This is a genomic window from Pantoea sp. BL1 (assembly GCF_000963985.1).
Classification (GTDB): domain Bacteria; phylum Pseudomonadota; class Gammaproteobacteria; order Enterobacterales; family Enterobacteriaceae; genus Pantoea; species Pantoea rwandensis_B.
Map to the genome: position 1 here is coordinate 15,603 of NZ_JZRH01000052.1, position 15,483 is coordinate 31,085.

17 protein-coding genes are annotated in these 15,483 nt (G+C 53.2%); 4 read left to right on the forward strand and 13 right to left on the reverse strand.

Annotated elements, in window-relative coordinates; all coding sequences use genetic code 11:
- Window positions 1-77: 77 nt before the first annotated feature.
- On the forward strand, window positions 78-326 hold the full coding sequence (locus VH86_RS20925; RefSeq protein WP_034825627.1) for a YfhL family 4Fe-4S dicluster ferredoxin: 249 nt from the start codon (window positions 78-80) through the stop codon (window positions 324-326).
- Here VH86_RS20925 and acpS read toward each other — a convergent pair.
- From acpS to rpoE, 11 genes are all read right to left on the reverse strand, one after another.
- Complete coding sequence (gene acpS / locus VH86_RS20930) at window positions 323-703, reverse strand: holo-ACP synthase (RefSeq protein ID WP_045833994.1); 381 nt, start codon at window positions 701-703, stop codon at window positions 323-325. The two genes, VH86_RS20925 and acpS, sit on opposite strands and share 4 nt — an antisense overlap.
- A complete protein-coding gene (gene pdxJ / locus VH86_RS20935) occupies window positions 703-1,434 on the reverse strand; it encodes a pyridoxine 5'-phosphate synthase (RefSeq protein WP_034825624.1) in 732 nt (243 codons plus the stop codon). The genes acpS and pdxJ overlap by 1 nt, the downstream gene beginning before the upstream one ends.
- A gap of 70 nt (window positions 1,435-1,504) precedes the next feature.
- Window positions 1,505-2,233 (reverse strand): DNA repair protein RecO, encoded by a 729-nt coding sequence (gene recO, locus VH86_RS20940; protein WP_045815862.1) that lies wholly within the window; start codon window positions 2,231-2,233, stop codon window positions 1,505-1,507.
- Window positions 2,234-2,236: 3 nt separating this feature from the next.
- A complete protein-coding gene (gene era, locus VH86_RS20945; RefSeq protein ID WP_034825620.1) occupies window positions 2,237-3,139 on the reverse strand; it encodes a GTPase Era in 903 nt (300 codons plus the stop codon).
- Between the two features lie 54 nt (window positions 3,140-3,193).
- Window positions 3,194-3,874 carry a ribonuclease III gene (gene rnc, locus VH86_RS20950; RefSeq protein WP_038645358.1) on the reverse strand — a complete coding sequence of 227 codons (681 nt, stop codon included), beginning with the start codon at window positions 3,872-3,874 and terminating at the stop codon, window positions 3,194-3,196.
- Between the two features lie 132 nt (window positions 3,875-4,006).
- Window positions 4,007-4,978 (reverse strand): signal peptidase I, encoded by a 972-nt coding sequence (gene lepB, locus VH86_RS20955; protein ID WP_034825616.1) that lies wholly within the window; start codon window positions 4,976-4,978, stop codon window positions 4,007-4,009.
- A gap of 9 nt (window positions 4,979-4,987) precedes the next feature.
- Window positions 4,988-6,787 (reverse strand): translation elongation factor 4, encoded by a 1,800-nt coding sequence (gene lepA, locus VH86_RS20960; RefSeq protein WP_038645354.1) that lies wholly within the window; start codon window positions 6,785-6,787, stop codon window positions 4,988-4,990.
- Between the two features lie 218 nt (window positions 6,788-7,005).
- On the reverse strand, window positions 7,006-7,470 hold the full coding sequence (gene rseC / locus VH86_RS20965) for a SoxR-reducing system protein RseC (protein ID WP_045833995.1): 465 nt from the start codon (window positions 7,468-7,470) through the stop codon (window positions 7,006-7,008).
- Entirely contained in the window at window positions 7,467-8,423 is a 957-nt protein-coding gene (rseB, locus tag VH86_RS20970) for a sigma-E factor regulatory protein RseB (RefSeq protein WP_034825608.1), read from the reverse strand. The genes rseC and rseB overlap by 4 nt, the downstream gene beginning before the upstream one ends.
- On the reverse strand, window positions 8,423-9,082 hold the full coding sequence (gene rseA / locus VH86_RS20975) for an anti-sigma-E factor RseA (protein WP_034825605.1): 660 nt from the start codon (window positions 9,080-9,082) through the stop codon (window positions 8,423-8,425). Before rseA ends, rseB begins: the two co-directional genes overlap by 1 nt.
- A gap of 27 nt (window positions 9,083-9,109) precedes the next feature.
- A complete protein-coding gene (gene rpoE / locus VH86_RS20980; protein WP_038645348.1) occupies window positions 9,110-9,688 on the reverse strand; it encodes an RNA polymerase sigma factor RpoE in 579 nt (192 codons plus the stop codon).
- Window positions 9,689-10,130: 442 nt separating this feature from the next.
- On the opposite strand from rpoE, the gene nadB reads away from it, so the two are divergent.
- Window positions 10,131-11,750 carry an L-aspartate oxidase gene (gene nadB, locus VH86_RS20985; protein WP_045834022.1) on the forward strand — a complete coding sequence of 540 codons (1,620 nt, stop codon included), beginning with the start codon at window positions 10,131-10,133 and terminating at the stop codon, window positions 11,748-11,750.
- On the opposite strand, the gene VH86_RS20990 is transcribed toward nadB, so the two are convergent.
- Window positions 11,735-12,484, reverse strand: coding sequence for a tRNA1(Val) (adenine(37)-N6)-methyltransferase (locus VH86_RS20990; RefSeq protein ID WP_045833996.1), 750 nt, complete (start codon window positions 12,482-12,484; stop codon window positions 11,735-11,737). The two genes, nadB and VH86_RS20990, sit on opposite strands and share 16 nt — an antisense overlap.
- Window positions 12,485-12,621: 137 nt before the next feature.
- Between VH86_RS20990 and srmB the strand changes: the two genes are divergently transcribed.
- A complete protein-coding gene (gene srmB / locus VH86_RS20995; RefSeq protein ID WP_034825597.1) occupies window positions 12,622-13,950 on the forward strand; it encodes an ATP-dependent RNA helicase SrmB in 1,329 nt (442 codons plus the stop codon).
- Window positions 13,951-14,147: 197 nt separating this feature from the next.
- Here srmB and grcA read toward each other — a convergent pair whose 3' ends face one another.
- Complete coding sequence (gene grcA, locus VH86_RS21000; protein ID WP_038645342.1) at window positions 14,148-14,531, reverse strand: autonomous glycyl radical cofactor GrcA; 384 nt, start codon at window positions 14,529-14,531, stop codon at window positions 14,148-14,150.
- Between the two features lie 264 nt (window positions 14,532-14,795).
- On the opposite strand from grcA, the gene ung reads away from it, so the two are divergent.
- On the forward strand, window positions 14,796-15,473 hold the full coding sequence (gene ung / locus VH86_RS21005; protein ID WP_038645341.1) for a uracil-DNA glycosylase: 678 nt from the start codon (window positions 14,796-14,798) through the stop codon (window positions 15,471-15,473).
- Window positions 15,474-15,483 lie beyond the last annotated feature (10 nt).

Here is a 15,483-nt window from a genome sequence, read left to right on the forward strand (position 1 = left end):
AGCACAACAAACCCTGCGCCTGCAGAAGCCGATTTTATGATAAGGTGCGCGCCTTCTTTCTCAGGCTAACGGCGATCATGGCTTTACTCATTACGGCGAAATGCATCAATTGCGATATGTGCGAACCTGAATGCCCGAACCAGGCTATAAGCTTAGGTGAGATGATCTATGAGATTGATGTCGACCGCTGCACCGAGTGCGTAGGTCATTATGATGTGCCGACCTGCCAAAGCGTCTGCCCGATTGATAACACCATCATTTCTGACCCACAGCACCCGGAAACCCGCGAGGCGCTGTGGGAGAAATTTGTCGTGTTGCACCCTTAGTCTTCGATGATCACCGTTGCGCAGGCGTAGTGGCGCTCATCGGCCAGGGTAACATGCACATGTTTCACGCCCAACTGGCTGGCAATCACTTTTGCCTGTTCGAAAAAGCGTAAGCCCGGTTTGCCAAGCGCATCGTTGTACACTTCGAATTGATTAAAGGCCAGGCCACTGCGAATTCCGGTACCAAAGGCTTTGGCCGCCGCTTCTTTCACCGCAAAACGTTTGGCAAGAAAACGCACCGGTTGCTGGTGCGCCTGATACTGTTGCCACTCAGCTTCGCTTAAGACGCGACGCGCCAGACGATCGCCGGATCGCTCAATCACACCGGCAATACGTTCAATTTCAACGATGTCACTGCCGAGTCCAAGAATCGCCATTAGCGACGCGCTTCCCGCATCAACTGCTTCATCTCTGACACCGCATCCGCCAGGCCACTGAACAGCGCACGGCCAATGATAGCGTGACCAATGTTAAGCTCGTGCATCTCCGGCAGTTCAGCGATCGGTTGCACATTGTGATACGTCAGACCGTGACCGGCATTGACCTTCAAGCCCAGGCTGGCTGCAAACGTGGCCGCTTTGCGAATGCGAGACAGCTCGGCTTCACGCTCCAGGCCTTCCGGTGCTTCCGCGTAGGCGCCGGTGTGGATCTCAATGTAAGGTGCGCCGCTGGCAACGGCCGCTTCAATCTGGCGATGATCGGCATCGATAAACAACGACACCAGGATACCCGCTTCGCTCAGCAGGCGAACCGCTGCGTTGATTTTGTCCTGCTGCCCCGCCACATCTAATCCGCCTTCGGTGGTCACTTCCTGGCGCTTTTCTGGCACCAGACACACGAAGTGCGGCTTGATGTCGCAGGCAATGTCGATCATCTCATCGGTCACCGCCATCTCCAGATTCATGCGCGTCTGGATGGTGTCGCGCAGAATACGCACATCGCGATCGGTGATATGACGACGATCTTCACGCAGGTGCACAGTGATGCCATCTGCGCCTGCCTGTTCCGAAACAAACGCAGCCTGGACTGGATCGGGATAATTCGTGCCACGTGCGTTACGTACGGTGGCGATGTGGTCAATGTTGACCCCTAACAGCAACTCAGCCATGACAATCCTTAAATAGGTTCAGTGTGTTTGCAGTGTACCGTGCTGAGCATATCAGGCGGTACGACCAGCGCTAGTCGTTTGCCACATCGGGCTTCTTTTTTGGCACAAACTGGCGAAATAATTCCTGGCTCTTCAGCGGTTTTCCGCCCAGATAAGGCTTGAGCGCCATACGCGTGAACCGCTTGGCAGCACGCAGGCTGTCGGCATCGGGAAACTCACGTGTCCACAGCGCACGCAGCTGGCGACCGGTGAAGCTGCGTTGGTTCACCACCAGGCTGGCGATAAAGCCCTTCTCTTCACGGTAGCTGTACGTCATGCCGTCATCGATCTCTTCACCACTGCCCGCACAGTGCAGGAAATCCACGCCGTAACCCAGATGGCCCAGCAGCGCCAGTTCAAAGCGACGCAGCGCCGGTTCAGGCGTGCCGCTGCCTGCGGCCAGCATCTGGATGCAATGGAGATAATCAAAGAAAAGATCGGAGAAAGGAATTTCCTGCTCAAGCACACGAGACAGCAGTTCGTTAACGTACAGCCCGCAATAGAGCGTGATGCCACTGAGCGGCAATGCCAGCGACACCGCTTCGGCGCTGCGCAGCGTTTTGACTTCGCCACGCCCGCCCCAACGCACCAACAGCGGCGTGAAGGGTTGGAGTGCACCTTTGAGTTGGGAACGGCGCGAGCGTGCGCCTTTGGCGAGGACGCGGACGCGCCCTTCGCTTTCGCTGAACAGATCGAGCAGGAGGCTGGTTTCGCTGTAAGGGCGACTATGCAGCACAAAGGCGCGTTGCCAGCCTTCCATCAATTATTCGTCTGTATAGCCCAGGCTGCGCAGTGCACGTTCGTCATCCGCCCAACCCGATTTCACTTTAACCCACAGTTCGAGATGCACTTTAGCTTCAAACATCTCTTCCATGTCTTTACGCGCTTCAATACCGATGGTTTTAATCTTGGCGCCTTTGTTGCCAATCACCATCTTCTTCTGCCCTTCGCGCTCGACGAGGATCAGACCGTTGATGTCATAGCCACCACGATCGTTAGAGACGAATTGTTCGATTTCCACGGTCACTGAGTAAGGCAGTTCGGCGCCGAGGAAGCGCATCAGTTTTTCACGGATGATCTCAGACGCCATAAAGCGCTGTGAGCGATCGGTGATGTAATCTTCCGGGAAGTGATGGTCAGATTTCGGCAGGCATTTACGCGCGATAGCGGCAATCGCATCGACGTTTTTACCGCTTTCCGCCGAGATCGGCACGATCTCAAGGAAGTTCATCTGCTGGCTCAGGAACTGCAGGTGCGGCAGCAGAATGGTTTTATCCTGAATGTTATCGACCTTGTTAACGGCCAGCACCACCGGCACTTTGCCGTCGCGCAGCTTGTTCAAGACCATTTCATCGTCCGGCGTCCAGCGGGTGCCTTCAACAACAAAAATCACCAGCTCCACATCACCAATTGAGCTGCTGGCAGCACGGTTCATCAGGCGGTTAATCGCCCGCTTCTCTTCCATGTGCAGCCCTGGGGTATCCACGTAGATCGCCTGATAAGCGCCTTCGGTGTGAATGCCCATGATGCGGTGACGCGTGGTTTGCGGTTTACGCGAGGTGATCGACACTTTCTGCCCCAATAACTGGTTCAGTAAGGTGGATTTGCCAACGTTAGGTCGGCCAACAATCGCGATAAAGCCGCTGTGTGTTTCGATTTCGCTCATTCGAGTCCTGACTTGGGCAGCGTCGCTGTCGACGCTGCGATATGACTATGTATTTTATTCGAGACCAAGCTTAATTAATGCCTGTTCAGCGGCAGCTTGCTCTGCTTTACGGCGGCTGGAACCTACACCCACCACCGGGTCTGCCATGCCACTCACCTGACAGTGAATGGTGAATTCCTGATCGTGGGCTTCGCCACGCACCTGCACCACCAGATAAGAAGGCAGCGGCAGGTGACGCCCTTGCAGAAACTCCTGCAGACGCGTTTTTGGATCTTTTTGCTTATCACCCGGGCTGATCTCATCAAGGCGATTTTGGTACCAATCGAGAATCAGTTTCTCAACGGTTTGAATGTTGCTGTCGAGGAAGATACCGCCAATCAGCGCTTCAACCGTATCAGCAAGAATCGATTCGCGACGGAAACCGCCACTCTTCAACTCGCCCGGTCCAAGACGTAAACATTCGCCGAGTTCAAACTCACGCGCCATCTCTGCCAGAGTATTGCCCCGCACCAGCGTAGCGCGCATGCGGCTCATGTCACCTTCATCCACACGTGGGAAGCGATGATAAAGCGCATTGGCTATCACATAGCTGAGAATGGAATCGCCAAGAAACTCAAGACGTTCATTGTGCTTGCTGCTGGCACTGCGGTGAGTCAATGCTTGCTGCAGTAGTTCCGGATGAGTAAAAGTGTAGCCCAGTTTGCGCTGCAGCTTGTTAATAAGGATGGGGTTCATGCGATTCCAGTTATTCTGTGCGTCTGTAACTCTGCATACGAAACAGGGCTGAGCTTCCAACACGTTCTGTTTCGTGTGCAGTGGCCCCCCGAAAGAGGCCAACCGTGTTGCCCACCGCAGTGGGCATAATGCTTAGTGGATTCCGCCGATGCGACTTAAGCGCACGCCCGTTGGCCACTGTCCTTCTTGTTTCTCAAAGCTCATCCAGATAGCCACCGCTTTACCGACCAGATTCTTCTCAGGCACAAAGCCCCAGTAGCGGCTGTCGGCGCTGTTATCGCGGTTATCACCCATCATGAAATATTGCCCTTCCGGCACGATCCACGTGGATTGCGGCTGACCCGGCTGCTGATAATACATGCTTGCCTGGCTCTGCGCTTCGTTTACTAACAGGATATCGTGCGTCACCGTGCCCAGCGTCTCTTTACGTGTTCCCAGACGCAGGCCGCCCTTCATGGTTTCGCCCTGTGGTGCTTCAAAGAAGCCGTTACCAGTTTCATTGCCATCAAAGCCGCTGAAGGTTTGAATGAAGCGGCTTGGCTCCACGTTGGTATAGGTGATCGGCAACGCGGTATCGCACTTGCCTGTGCCACAACCCGGGTTAACCGTCAGCGTTTTGCTGTAAGGATCAAACACCACTTTGTCGCCCGGCAGACCGATCACACGTTTAATGTAATCGACGCTCGGATCTTTCGGGTATTTAAACACCGCCACATCACCGCGCTGCGGATGACCCGTTGGGATCAGCGTGGTTTGAGTAATCGGATCTTTGATGCCGTAAGCAAACTTCTCCACCAGAATAAAATCACCAATCAGCAACGTCGGCATCATGGAACCTGATGGGATCTGGAACGGCTCAAAAATAAATGAGCGAACGATCAGTACCACCGCCAGCACCGGGAACACCGATGCCGCCGTTTCTACCCAACCTGGCTGAGCCGCCACTTTGGCCAGCGTTTTGCCGTCCAATGTGTTGCCCGCCTGCGCTTGTGCAGCTGCCTGCTTAGCACGACGCGCCGGAGCCCATTTAAAGCGATCGATACACCAGATAACACCCGTTATTAGCGTGGCGATCACCAGAATCAGGGCGAACATATTAGCCATTAAAGTTCCTTATTTGCTGTCTTTACCGACATGCAGAATGGCAAGGAATGCTTCCTGCGGCAGCTCAACGTTGCCGACCTGCTTCATTCGCTTCTTACCGTCTTTCTGCTTCTGCAACAGTTTCTTCTTACGGCTCACGTCACCGCCATAGCATTTCGCCAGGACGTTTTTACGCAGCTGCTTGACCGTTGAGCGAGCGATAATGTGGTTGCCGATTGCCGCCTGAATCGCAATATCGAACTGCTGACGTGGGATTAGATCTTTCATCTTCTCCACGAGGTCGCGGCCACGATACTGAGAGTTATCACGGTGGGTAATCAGCGCCAGCGCATCTACACGTTCTGAGTTAATCATCACGTCGACACGCACCATGTCAGAGGCCTGGAAACGTTTAAAGTTATAGTCCAGCGATGCATAGCCGCGAGACGTTGATTTCAGACGGTCGAAGAAGTCGAGTACCACTTCTGCCATCGGGATTTCATAGGTCAGCGCAACCTGTTTACCGTGGTAAACCATGTTGGTCTGCACACCGCGTTTCTCAATACACAGGGTGATCACGTTGCCGAGGAACTCCTGCGGCAGCAGCATGTGACACTCGGCGATCGGTTCGCGCAGTTCTTCAATATTGTTCAGCGGCGGCAGCTTGGATGGGCTATCGACATAGACAGTTTGACCATCGGTCGTCAGCACTTCATAGACAACCGTCGGCGCAGTGGTGATCAGGTCGAGATCGTATTCACGCTCCAGACGTTCCTGAATGATCTCCATGTGCAGCAGGCCAAGGAAGCCGATGCGGAAGCCAAAGCCCAGCGCCGTTGAACTCTCTGGTTCGTAGAACAGTGAGGCATCGTTCAGGCTCAATTTGCCCAGCGCATCACGGAATGCTTCATAGTCATCAGAGCTGATCGGGAACAGACCGGCATAAACCTGTGGCTTCACTTTTTTAAAGCCTGGCAACACTTTGTCAGCAGGATTTCGCTGCAGCGTTAAGGTATCGCCTACTGGCGCGCCGAGGATGTCTTTGATTGCACACACCAACCAGCCCACTTCACCGCAATTGAGTTCATTACGGTCAACCTGTTTCGGTGTAAAGATGCCTAAGCGATCAGCGTTATAGGTCTGGCCGGTGCTCATCACTTTCACTTTGTCGCCTTTGCGCAGCGTACCGTTCTTGATACGAATCAGTGACACAACGCCCAGGTAGTTATCGAACCATGAGTCGATGATCAGCGCCTGCAGCGGGCCTTCCGGATCACCTTCCGGTGGTGGGATATCACGCACCAGGCGCTCAAGCACATCCGGAACGCCAACGCCGGTTTTTGCCGAGCAGCGCACGGCATCAGCCGCATCAATACCAACGATATCTTCAATCTCTTCCGCCACGCGCTCAGGATCGGCCGCAGGCAAGTCGATTTTGTTCAGAACCGGTACCACTTCCAGATCCATTTCCATTGCGGTGTAGCAGTTCGCCAGCGTCTGTGCTTCAACGCCCTGACCTGCATCGACCACCAGCAATGCCCCTTCACAAGCCGCTAACGAGCGGGAAACTTCATAGGAGAAGTCAACGTGGCCGGGAGTATCGATAAAATTGAGCTGGTAAGTTTCACCGTTCAGCGCTTTGTAATCGAGCGTTACGCTTTGCGCTTTGATGGTAATGCCGCGCTCGCGCTCCAGATCCATAGAATCCAGAACCTGCGCCGCCATCTCACGATCGCTGAGGCCACCACAAATCTGAATCAAGCGGTCAGAGAGCGTTGATTTGCCGTGGTCGATGTGTGCGATGATGGAGAAATTTCGTATGTGCTTCATTTATATGAATATCTTCACGTAAAAAATCAGTGGAAAACTTGAGCACAGACACATTCAGGAAAGTGAGCTTTACCCGGAATCCTGTCAGCCTCATTAATGACGACGCATATTACACTGTTAACGCCGCGCGTTAAAGAATGGAACTGTGGGGAATCGCAACAGATTTCAGCGGGTAAGCCTAAATGAAAAAGCCGCGCATTGCGCGGCCCTGGCAGGGATCAACCTTCATTTTCTACGCGTATGGCATCGGGCGGTAACGCAACGCTGAGGATGATCGGCTGAAAGGCTTGCCGTTGACCGAACACGCTGGAAACCCCTTTAGCCACAATAAAGCCACCAATGCCGCCTAACAGCGCACCACAGGCCGCCGCCAGATCGCTGTGGAACAGCATCTGAAACAGACCTGCGACTAAAAACAGGCCAAACAGCGGCGTCATGTAAACCAGCAGCGCTGACCCCAGCAGACTGCTTTCACGGATACCCAATTCAATGCGCTGTCCGGGCTGTAAAGGCTCCGGGCTGGCAATGGTCATGACATGAGCATTTTTCGGCCCAAGTTGATTGAGCGCGTGGCTGCCGCAGCCTTTGCGGGCTGAACAGCTGTTACAGGAGGTTTTCGCTTCCGAGTGCAGCGTGGCAATGCCTTTTTCCCACGCCACCACGGTGGCCCATTCTCTCATCATTTTTGTGCACCTGAATCTATGCTGTCCGCGATACGTTTGGCCGTTGCAGGCGGTAATTCGCCCACCACGGTGATTTCACGATTATCGCGCACTTCTGTCTGCACCGTACGACGCCCAGTGCGCAATGACTGCGGCACACTGCTTTTATCGGCAGGCGTAATGTTGATAGCAAAGCTGAATAAGCCATCGCTGTACAGACGAGATTCTACGGTTTTATTCATGGCTGGCATATCGCGGCGACTCTGCGAAATCAGTGTCATACCCGCAGGCAACCAGCCTGGCTGCCAGCTGAGCTGCACTTTATCGCCCGCCGGTAATGACAGCGTTGGCGGCAGATTGGCTTTTTCCAGCCCCTGCATCAGATTACGCACGCCTTCATCCACCGCAAAGCTGATGACACGGAACTGCTCCAGCGTTTCACCATCGCGATCCAGCAAATCAATGCGTAGCGGCAATTTAGTATCAACATCCAGCCACACGACATAGCTGTAACGCGTGCCATCACGCGACACGATGCGCACCACTTCGCACATTTGATCGGCCATACGCGAACGTCCTACCGGAATAAAATCGTAGGCATCACCAAGGCGGGAGAAATCAGCAAACATCAATGCAGGCAGCGCATCAATAATGTGATTGCCCGGTAGCGAGAAGGGATCAAGCCCTGGCTCGAAGTAGCTGATGTCATTGCCACGCTGAATCACTTCACGACGCGGCCCATCCATCTGCAACAGTTGGGCAAAGATACGATTATCGATAACTGCATGACGATAGCGCAGAGATTCAATGCCAAGACGAGAGACATTGATGTAGGCGAATTCGTAGTTGAGGTTCTGGCTTGCCTGCTCCATCTGCTGTAACAACGCCCCGGAAGCAGATGTCTGCGCCGGGGCGGTGGAGGACCAAAGCAGGCTGCCTGCCAGCAGGCTAACGGCACACCAAAGTTGCTTCATTACTGCTGTTGAGTTCCTAACGACTGATTTCCGGGAACGTTAGCTTGCGCCTGCTGTGGATCATTCTTTTCATCGAACTGGACCTGATCAGCATGCAGACGGCGTTGCAGTTCATAGTCCTGCAGCATGGCATTCACACGACGACGCTGTTCCTGCACCTGCTGGTTAGAGCTATTGGTGTCAAACGCGTCAGAAGGGACGCCAAGACTGACAGGAGAAGCTTTACCCATCATCGGTAGCGTATTAAACGCTGGAGAATCTGAGGTTTCCGTTGCACTGCTGCCAGGCTGAGTATTGTAGTGCTGAACACCCACAATCACTGCCAGCGAGACACAGGCAGCCACACCAATCTGCGCCAGTTGTGCAGTCCAGGTGCCGCCACGGCGCCAGAACGGCATTTTCTCCCAGCGTGATGGCTCAGGCTGCGCTTCAGGAATCAGCGGAGTCACTTTGCGCAATGGCTCATTTTCAATGGCCGCTGCAACGCGTGCGGAGATATCAAAATGCAGCACTTCACCGACATCACCTCGTAAGGTGTCGCGGATTAGATGGTAGCTCTCCCAGCTTTTTTGAAGATCTGCATCCTTCGACAACGACGCCAACAGCTCGTTATCGAGAGTTTCACCATCCATTAAAGCGGAAAGTTTTTCTTTCTGCATGCTTTGGTACCCTTCCAGTAGCCGTTATCACTGACGTTGGATAAGCGGTTGAACTTTATTATCAATGGCCTCTCGGGCACGGAAGATACGCGAACGAACGGTACCCACCGGGCAATCCATGATGGCGGCAATCTCTTCGTAACTTAAACCATCCAACTCCCTGAGGGTGATGGCCATACGCAGATCTTCGGGAAGCGCCTCAATGGTCCGAAAAACAATTTGTTTCAGTTCCTCTGACAACATTAAGTTCTCAGGGTTCGAAATTTCTTTTAATGCACCCGCACTTTCGAAATTTTCTGCATCGATCGCATCCACATCGCTGGATGGCGGACGACGCCCCTGAGCCACTAAATAGTTTTTTGCTGTATTCACCGCAATGCGGTACAGCCATGTATAAAAGGCGCTATCGCCACGGAAAGATTCCAGTGCGCGATACGCTTTAATAAAGGATTCCTGAACCACATCAGGCACATCGCCTGAAGGGACATAACGTGAAACCAGGCTCGCCACTTTATGCTGGTATCGAATAACCAGTAAATTAAATGACTTTTGATCTCCCTTCTGAACCCGCTCAACGAGAACCTGATCCGTTAACTGCTCGCTCATCCGAGGTAATGTCTCCCCAAATCTCTTTTTATGCGTAAGTGAACTGCCAGCACATCTCATTGTTCTGAGCAAGCATGCGCTTAGAGTCATATGTTGGCCTGAAGTTCACCACGACCAGATATTTTCCGTATCGGAACCACGACATCATTGTTGTTGATTGTCTTTCAGTGTAGCGACTTGCTACGCCGTTGGCGTCATTTGCGGCACCGATAATCGCTGGGAGAGTACCCTATGACGCCCTAATTTTCATCTTTATTACCTGAATTTTCAGAGTGTTTGGTATAAAAAACACGATGTGCCTATTTTCGGACATAACTTACTGAAATCGCGTGATTATGTCGCTGCTCTGGATAATTTTACCGCGTAATTTGTTCAAAATACTTCACAGGCCCGGCTTCCAGGCTTATGCTCGGGAAACCTTTTGTTTAGTAAATTAAACACCATGACGTCGAATCCTGATTACCAATGTGATGTGTTAATTGTGGGTAGCGGTGCTGCAGGCCTGTCTCTGGCGCTGCGACTGGCACCCTATTACCAGGTGACCGTGTTAAGCAAAGCACAGGTGAACGAAGGTTCGACGCTGTATGCTCAGGGCGGTATCGCCGCGGTGTTTGATGAAACAGACAGCATTGAATCTCACGTCGAAGACACCTTGATCGCCGGTGCTGGCTTGTGTGAACGTGAAACCGTTAGTTTTATTGCCAGCAATGCACGCCATTGCGTGCAGTGGTTGATTGATAACGGCGTGGCCTTCGACAAGGAACCGCAGAGTGACGGCGAAGCGCGTTACCATCTGACGCGCGAAGGTGGGCATAGCCATCGCCGAATTCTGCACAGTGCTGATGCCACTGGCCGCGCGGTTGAAACCACGCTGGTGAGCCAGGCGCTGAGCCATCCCAACATCCGCATTATTGAACGCACTAACGCCGTTGATTTAATTCTTTCCGACAAATTGGGGCTGCCGGGTGAACGTCGGGTGGTGGGCGCGTGGATCTGGAACCGCAATCGCGAACAGGTGGAAACCTGTCGTGCTCGTGCGGTGGTATTGGCCACTGGCGGTGCAGCAAAAGTGTATCAGTACACCACCAACCCGGATGTGGCCTCTGGTGATGGTATTGCGATGGCATGGCGTGCTGGCTGCCGTGTCGCCAATCTGGAATTCAATCAGTTCCATCCCACTTGTTTATTCCATCCTCAGGCACAGAACTTCCTGCTGACGGAAGCGCTGCGCGGTGAAGGCGCATGGCTGCTGCGCCCGGATGGCACCCGCTTTATGCCCGATTTCGATGAGCGCGCCGAGTTAGCCCCGCGCGATATCGTGGCACGCGCCATCGACCATGAAATGAAGCGTCTGGGTGTCGATTGCATGTATCTGGATATCAGCCACCAGCCAGAAAGCTTTGTGCGTGCCCATTTCCCAATGATTTACGAGAAATTGCTGACCTTTGGGCTGGATCTGACAAAGCAGCCCATTCCTATCGTTCCTGCCGCGCACTACACCTGCGGCGGCGTGATGGTGGATCAGCAAGGCCGCACTGATGTTGATGGGCTGTATGCCATTGGCGAAGTGAGTTACACCGGTCTGCACGGCGCCAATCGAATGGCATCGAATTCACTACTGGAGTGTTTGGTGTATGGCTGGTCAGCGGCTGAAGACATGATTCGCCGCTTGCCGGAGGTTGCCGCCGTCGAGCAACTGCCGGCCTGGGATGAAAGCCGGGTCGATGACGCGGACGAACGCGTCGTTATTCAGCATAACTGGCATGAACTGCGTCTGTTCATGTGGGATTACATGGGGATTGTGCGCACCACCAAACGTCTGCAGCGCGCATTGCGCAGGATTAATTTATTGCAGCAGGAAATCGATGAGTATTACGCGCATTTCCGACTCTCCAATAACCTGCTGGAGTTACGCAACCTGGTGCAGGTGGCGGAGTTGATGGTGCGCTGTGCGCTGGAACGCAAAGAGAGCCGTGGCCTGCATTATACGCCTGATTATCCCGATCAACTCCCGGAAGCTTTACCGACTCAGCTCCAGCCAGAGCATTATCGGAACAGATAAAAATCACTCACCAGACTCAGCCAGTCAGCCGAGTAGCTCTTATCTTCATCACGAATGGCGAGACGCTCCAGCAACGTTTCGCCTGCTGTTGGCGAGAAACCTAACACCAGACGATTCGGCGGACGTTGTGCATAAGCCGCCACATCGTAGCGATACCGCAGATGCCAGCCTTCGGCCAGCGCCAGCTGAATGAGATTCTCTCCCGCATCCTCGGGCAGCACCACGCAAAAGAGACCTTCTTCTTCAATTAACTGAGCAGCACAGCGTAATAACGTGGGGTGGTCCAGCGTGGTGGTACTGCGCGCGTTATCACGCTCCGTGCTGGCTGACGCCGTTCCCGGCGAAAAAAAAGGCGGGTTGCTGACAATCAGGGAATAACGCTTTTCAGATTGCTCGCTCCAGCTGACGATGTTTTGTTGATGCACAGTGATGCGATCGGCCCAGCGAGAAGCCTGCACATTTTCTTCAGCCTGGTTGGCCGCATTGGCATCCAACTCGACCGCATCCAGCATCACCTGCTGTGGCGTACGCTGTGCCAGCATCAGCGCAATCAATCCGCTGCCGCAGCCAATATCCAGAATTCGTCGCGCACCGGCCACCGGCGCCCAGGCACCCAGTAACACGCCATCGGTGCCGACTTTCATCGCACAGCGGTCATGCGCCACGAAAAATTGCTTAAAGGTAAAACCATCTTTTCTTAACATTGCCCGCGTCTGCGGCTGGTCCTGAGACATACTTCACTACCGTTGAATTATCTACTGCGGGAAGTGTAACGTGGTCGTGAGGGGAATTCACCTTCACCTGCTGCACACAAACAGATGAAGATTATGTCTGTTCTGTCTATAATCAGCGCCCCAAACTGAGGTAGACCATGACCGTAACCACATTCTCCGAACTCGAACTTGACGAAAGCCTGCTGCAAGCGCTGCAGGAAAAAGGCTTCACGCGCCCCACTGCCATTCAGGCTGAGACCATTCCTGCCGCGCTGGAAGGCCGTGACGTTCTGGGTTCGGCGCCAACCGGAACGGGGAAAACCGCTGCTTTTCTGCTGCCCGCTTTACAGCATCTGCTCGACTTCCCACGCAAAAAATCGGGCCCGCCACGTATTCTGATCCTCACGCCAACCCGCGAACTGGCGATGCAGGTTGCCGATCACGCACGTGAGTTGGCTAAACACACGCACCTGGATATCGCCACCATCACCGGTGGTGTGGCTTATATGAACCACGCCGAAGTATTCAGCGAAAACCAGGACATCGTGGTGGCCACCACCGGTCGCTTGCTGCAGTACATCAAAGAAGAAAACTTTGACTGCCGCGCGGTTGAAACTCTGATTCTGGATGAAGCCGACCGCATGGTCGACATGGGCTTCGCGCAGGATATTGAAACCATCGCAGCGGAAACCCGCTGGCGCAAACAGACGCTGCTGTTCTCCGCCACGCTGGAAGGCGAAAATATCAAAGACTTCGCCGAGCGCCTGCTGAACGATCCGGTATCAATTGAAGCGGATCCCAGCAAAAGCGAACGTAAAAAGATTCAACAATGGTTTTATCGTGCTGACAACCTTGAGCACAAAACCAAGCTGTTGGTGCATCTGTTAAAACAGCCTGAAGCCAAGCGCGTGGTTGTGTTTGTGCGTAAACGCGAACGTCTGCATGAACTGGTGACCTGGCTGCACGAAGCCGGCATTCGCACCAGCTATCTTGAAGGTGAGATGGTGCAGGTAAACCGCAATGAAGCGATTAAGCGTATCAACGAAAATCGCGTCAACGTAATGATTGCGACCGATGTTGCGGCACGCGGAATCGACATTGATGACGTCACTCACGTCATCAACTATGACCTGCCACTCACTGCCGATATCTACTTGCACCGCATTGGTCGTACGGCGCGTGCTGGACGTAAAGGCACGGCGATTTCGTTGGTTGAGGCACATGACCATGTGCTGCTGGGTAAAATTACCCGTTATATCAACGAGCCGATTAAAGCGCGCATCATCGAAGAGTTGCGTCCGGAATCGCGTGCACCGAGTGCTAAAGTCACGGGTAAACCGTCGAAAAAAGCTCTTGCGAAGCGTAAAGAGCGCAAAGAGAAAGAAGCTGAAAAACCGCGTGTTAAACAACGTCATCGCGACACCAAAAATGTCGGTAAACGTCGTAAGGCGAGCGGCAGCAGCACACCAGAGAGCGGTGCAGAATAAATCAGCACGCACTCAATAAAGCGCCTCTGATGAGGCGTTTTTTTTATCTTTAGCCTGCCAAAATAGCGCTTCGGTTATATTTTTTCTGTCAATCGCCCATCCAGCAGTCCCTTTCAGGATCGATAAAAACAAAAAAGCCGCGCCGAAAGGTATCGGCGCGGCCTGGATTGCTGTGTGACTTTTCGTCAGCCGATCAATTACAGACTTTCAGTGAAAGTACGGGTAATCACATCGCGCTGCTGTTCAGGCGTAAGCGCATTAAAGCGCACCGCATAACCAGACACTCGAATGGTCAGCTGCGGATATTTTTCCGGATGCTTTACCGCATCTTCTAAGGTTTCGCGACGCAGCACGTTGACGTTCAGGTGCTGGCCACCTTCAATACGCACCTCGGGTTTCTGCTCCAGCGGGATTTCACGGTAAGCAATGTCGCCCAGATCGCTAATAGCAACGATCTGATCTTCCGTGAAATCGCCTTTTGCGCACAGGCAACGGGCTTCCGCTTTCTCATCATCCAGCAACCAGAATGAGTTCAGCAATTGTGGGTTATTGGCCTGAGTAATTTGAATACCGGTAATCATAGTGACCTCCAGGGCTTTAGTGCGCGATATTTGATATCACGCGGTGAATCCATTGATCTGACACATTGATATATCACCGGAGCTTTGGTGCCGTTTTGACCTGTATCAATTATGCTGCCAGGCAAAACACGCCTCATCGCTAACAAATTGATTTAAAACCATTCCGCTCAAAAACTTTCTCTGCAATTTTTCAAATTATTTTTACCCTTCTGCTGCCGCGTGCGACACGTTAAGCTAGGCGCAAATTTTTGCAGGGAGTTAAAGATGGCTGAGAAGCTGACCTGGCACGACGTGCTGGCTGAAGAGAAAGAAAAACCTTACTTCGTCGAAACCTTAAAAGCGGTAGCCAACGAACGCGCAGCAGGTGTGACCGTTTATCCACCGCAGAAAGACGTGTTTAATGCCTTCCGTCTGACTGAGCTGGGTGACATTAAGGTGGTGATTCTGGGTCAGGATCCTTATCACGGCCCTAATCAGGCGCACGGTCTGGCGTTCTCTGTGCTTCCCGGCGTGCCCACTCCTCCTTCGCTACTAAATATGTACAAAGAGTTGGAGAAGGATATTGCAGGCTTTACGCGCCCACAGCACGGCTTTCTCGAAAGCTGGGCCACACAAGGTGTGATGCTGCTGAACACGGTGCTAACGGTAGAAGCCAGTAAAGCGCATTCCCACGCGCGATTCGGCTGGGAAACCTTTACGGACAATGTGATTAGCGCGATCAATCAACATCGGGAAGGCGTGATTTTCTTGCTGTGGGGTTCGCATGCGCAGAAGAAAGGCAGCATTATCGATACGCAACGTCACCATGTTTTAAAAGCGCCGCACCCCTCACCGCTTTCCGCCCATCGCGGCTTTTTTGGCAGTAAGCACTTCTCGCAGGCGAACGCGCTGTTAAGCCAGTCCGGCCAGACGCCCATCGACTGGATGCCCGTTCTGCCTTAAAAATAAAAAC

Bases quoted from the DNA above. Each gene is read 5' to 3' on its own strand.
- lepA (WP_038645354.1), bottom strand. From the start codon at position 6,787: ATGAAGCACATACGAAATTTCTCCATCATCGCACACATCGACCACGGC.
- recO (WP_045815862.1), bottom strand. From the start codon at position 2,233: ATGGAAGGCTGGCAACGCGCCTTTGTGCTGCATAGTCGCCCTTACAGC.
- rnc (WP_038645358.1), bottom strand. From the start codon at position 3,874: ATGAACCCCATCCTTATTAACAAGCTGCAGCGCAAACTGGGCTACACT.
- nadB (WP_045834022.1), top strand. From the start codon at position 10,131: ATGACGTCGAATCCTGATTACCAATGTGATGTGTTAATTGTGGGTAGC.
- pdxJ (WP_034825624.1), bottom strand. From the start codon at position 1,434: ATGGCTGAGTTGCTGTTAGGGGTCAACATTGACCACATCGCCACCGTA.
- VH86_RS20925 (WP_034825627.1), top strand. From the start codon at position 78: ATGGCTTTACTCATTACGGCGAAATGCATCAATTGCGATATGTGCGAA.
- acpS (WP_045833994.1), bottom strand. From the start codon at position 703: ATGGCGATTCTTGGACTCGGCAGTGACATCGTTGAAATTGAACGTATT.
- srmB (WP_034825597.1), top strand. From the start codon at position 12,622: ATGACCGTAACCACATTCTCCGAACTCGAACTTGACGAAAGCCTGCTG.
- rseB (WP_034825608.1), bottom strand. From the start codon at position 8,423: ATGAAGCAACTTTGGTGTGCCGTTAGCCTGCTGGCAGGCAGCCTGCTT.
- grcA (WP_038645342.1), bottom strand. From the start codon at position 14,531: ATGATTACCGGTATTCAAATTACTCAGGCCAATAACCCACAATTGCTG.
- rpoE (WP_038645348.1), bottom strand. From the start codon at position 9,688: ATGAGCGAGCAGTTAACGGATCAGGTTCTCGTTGAGCGGGTTCAGAAG.
- rseA (WP_034825605.1), bottom strand. From the start codon at position 9,082: ATGCAGAAAGAAAAACTTTCCGCTTTAATGGATGGTGAAACTCTCGAT.
- rseC (WP_045833995.1), bottom strand. From the start codon at position 7,470: ATGATGAGAGAATGGGCCACCGTGGTGGCGTGGGAAAAAGGCATTGCC.
- era (WP_034825620.1), bottom strand. From the start codon at position 3,139: ATGAGCGAAATCGAAACACACAGCGGCTTTATCGCGATTGTTGGCCGA.
- lepB (WP_034825616.1), bottom strand. From the start codon at position 4,978: ATGGCTAATATGTTCGCCCTGATTCTGGTGATCGCCACGCTAATAACG.
- VH86_RS20990 (WP_045833996.1), bottom strand. From the start codon at position 12,484: ATGTCTCAGGACCAGCCGCAGACGCGGGCAATGTTAAGAAAAGATGGT.
- ung (WP_038645341.1), top strand. From the start codon at position 14,796: ATGGCTGAGAAGCTGACCTGGCACGACGTGCTGGCTGAAGAGAAAGAA.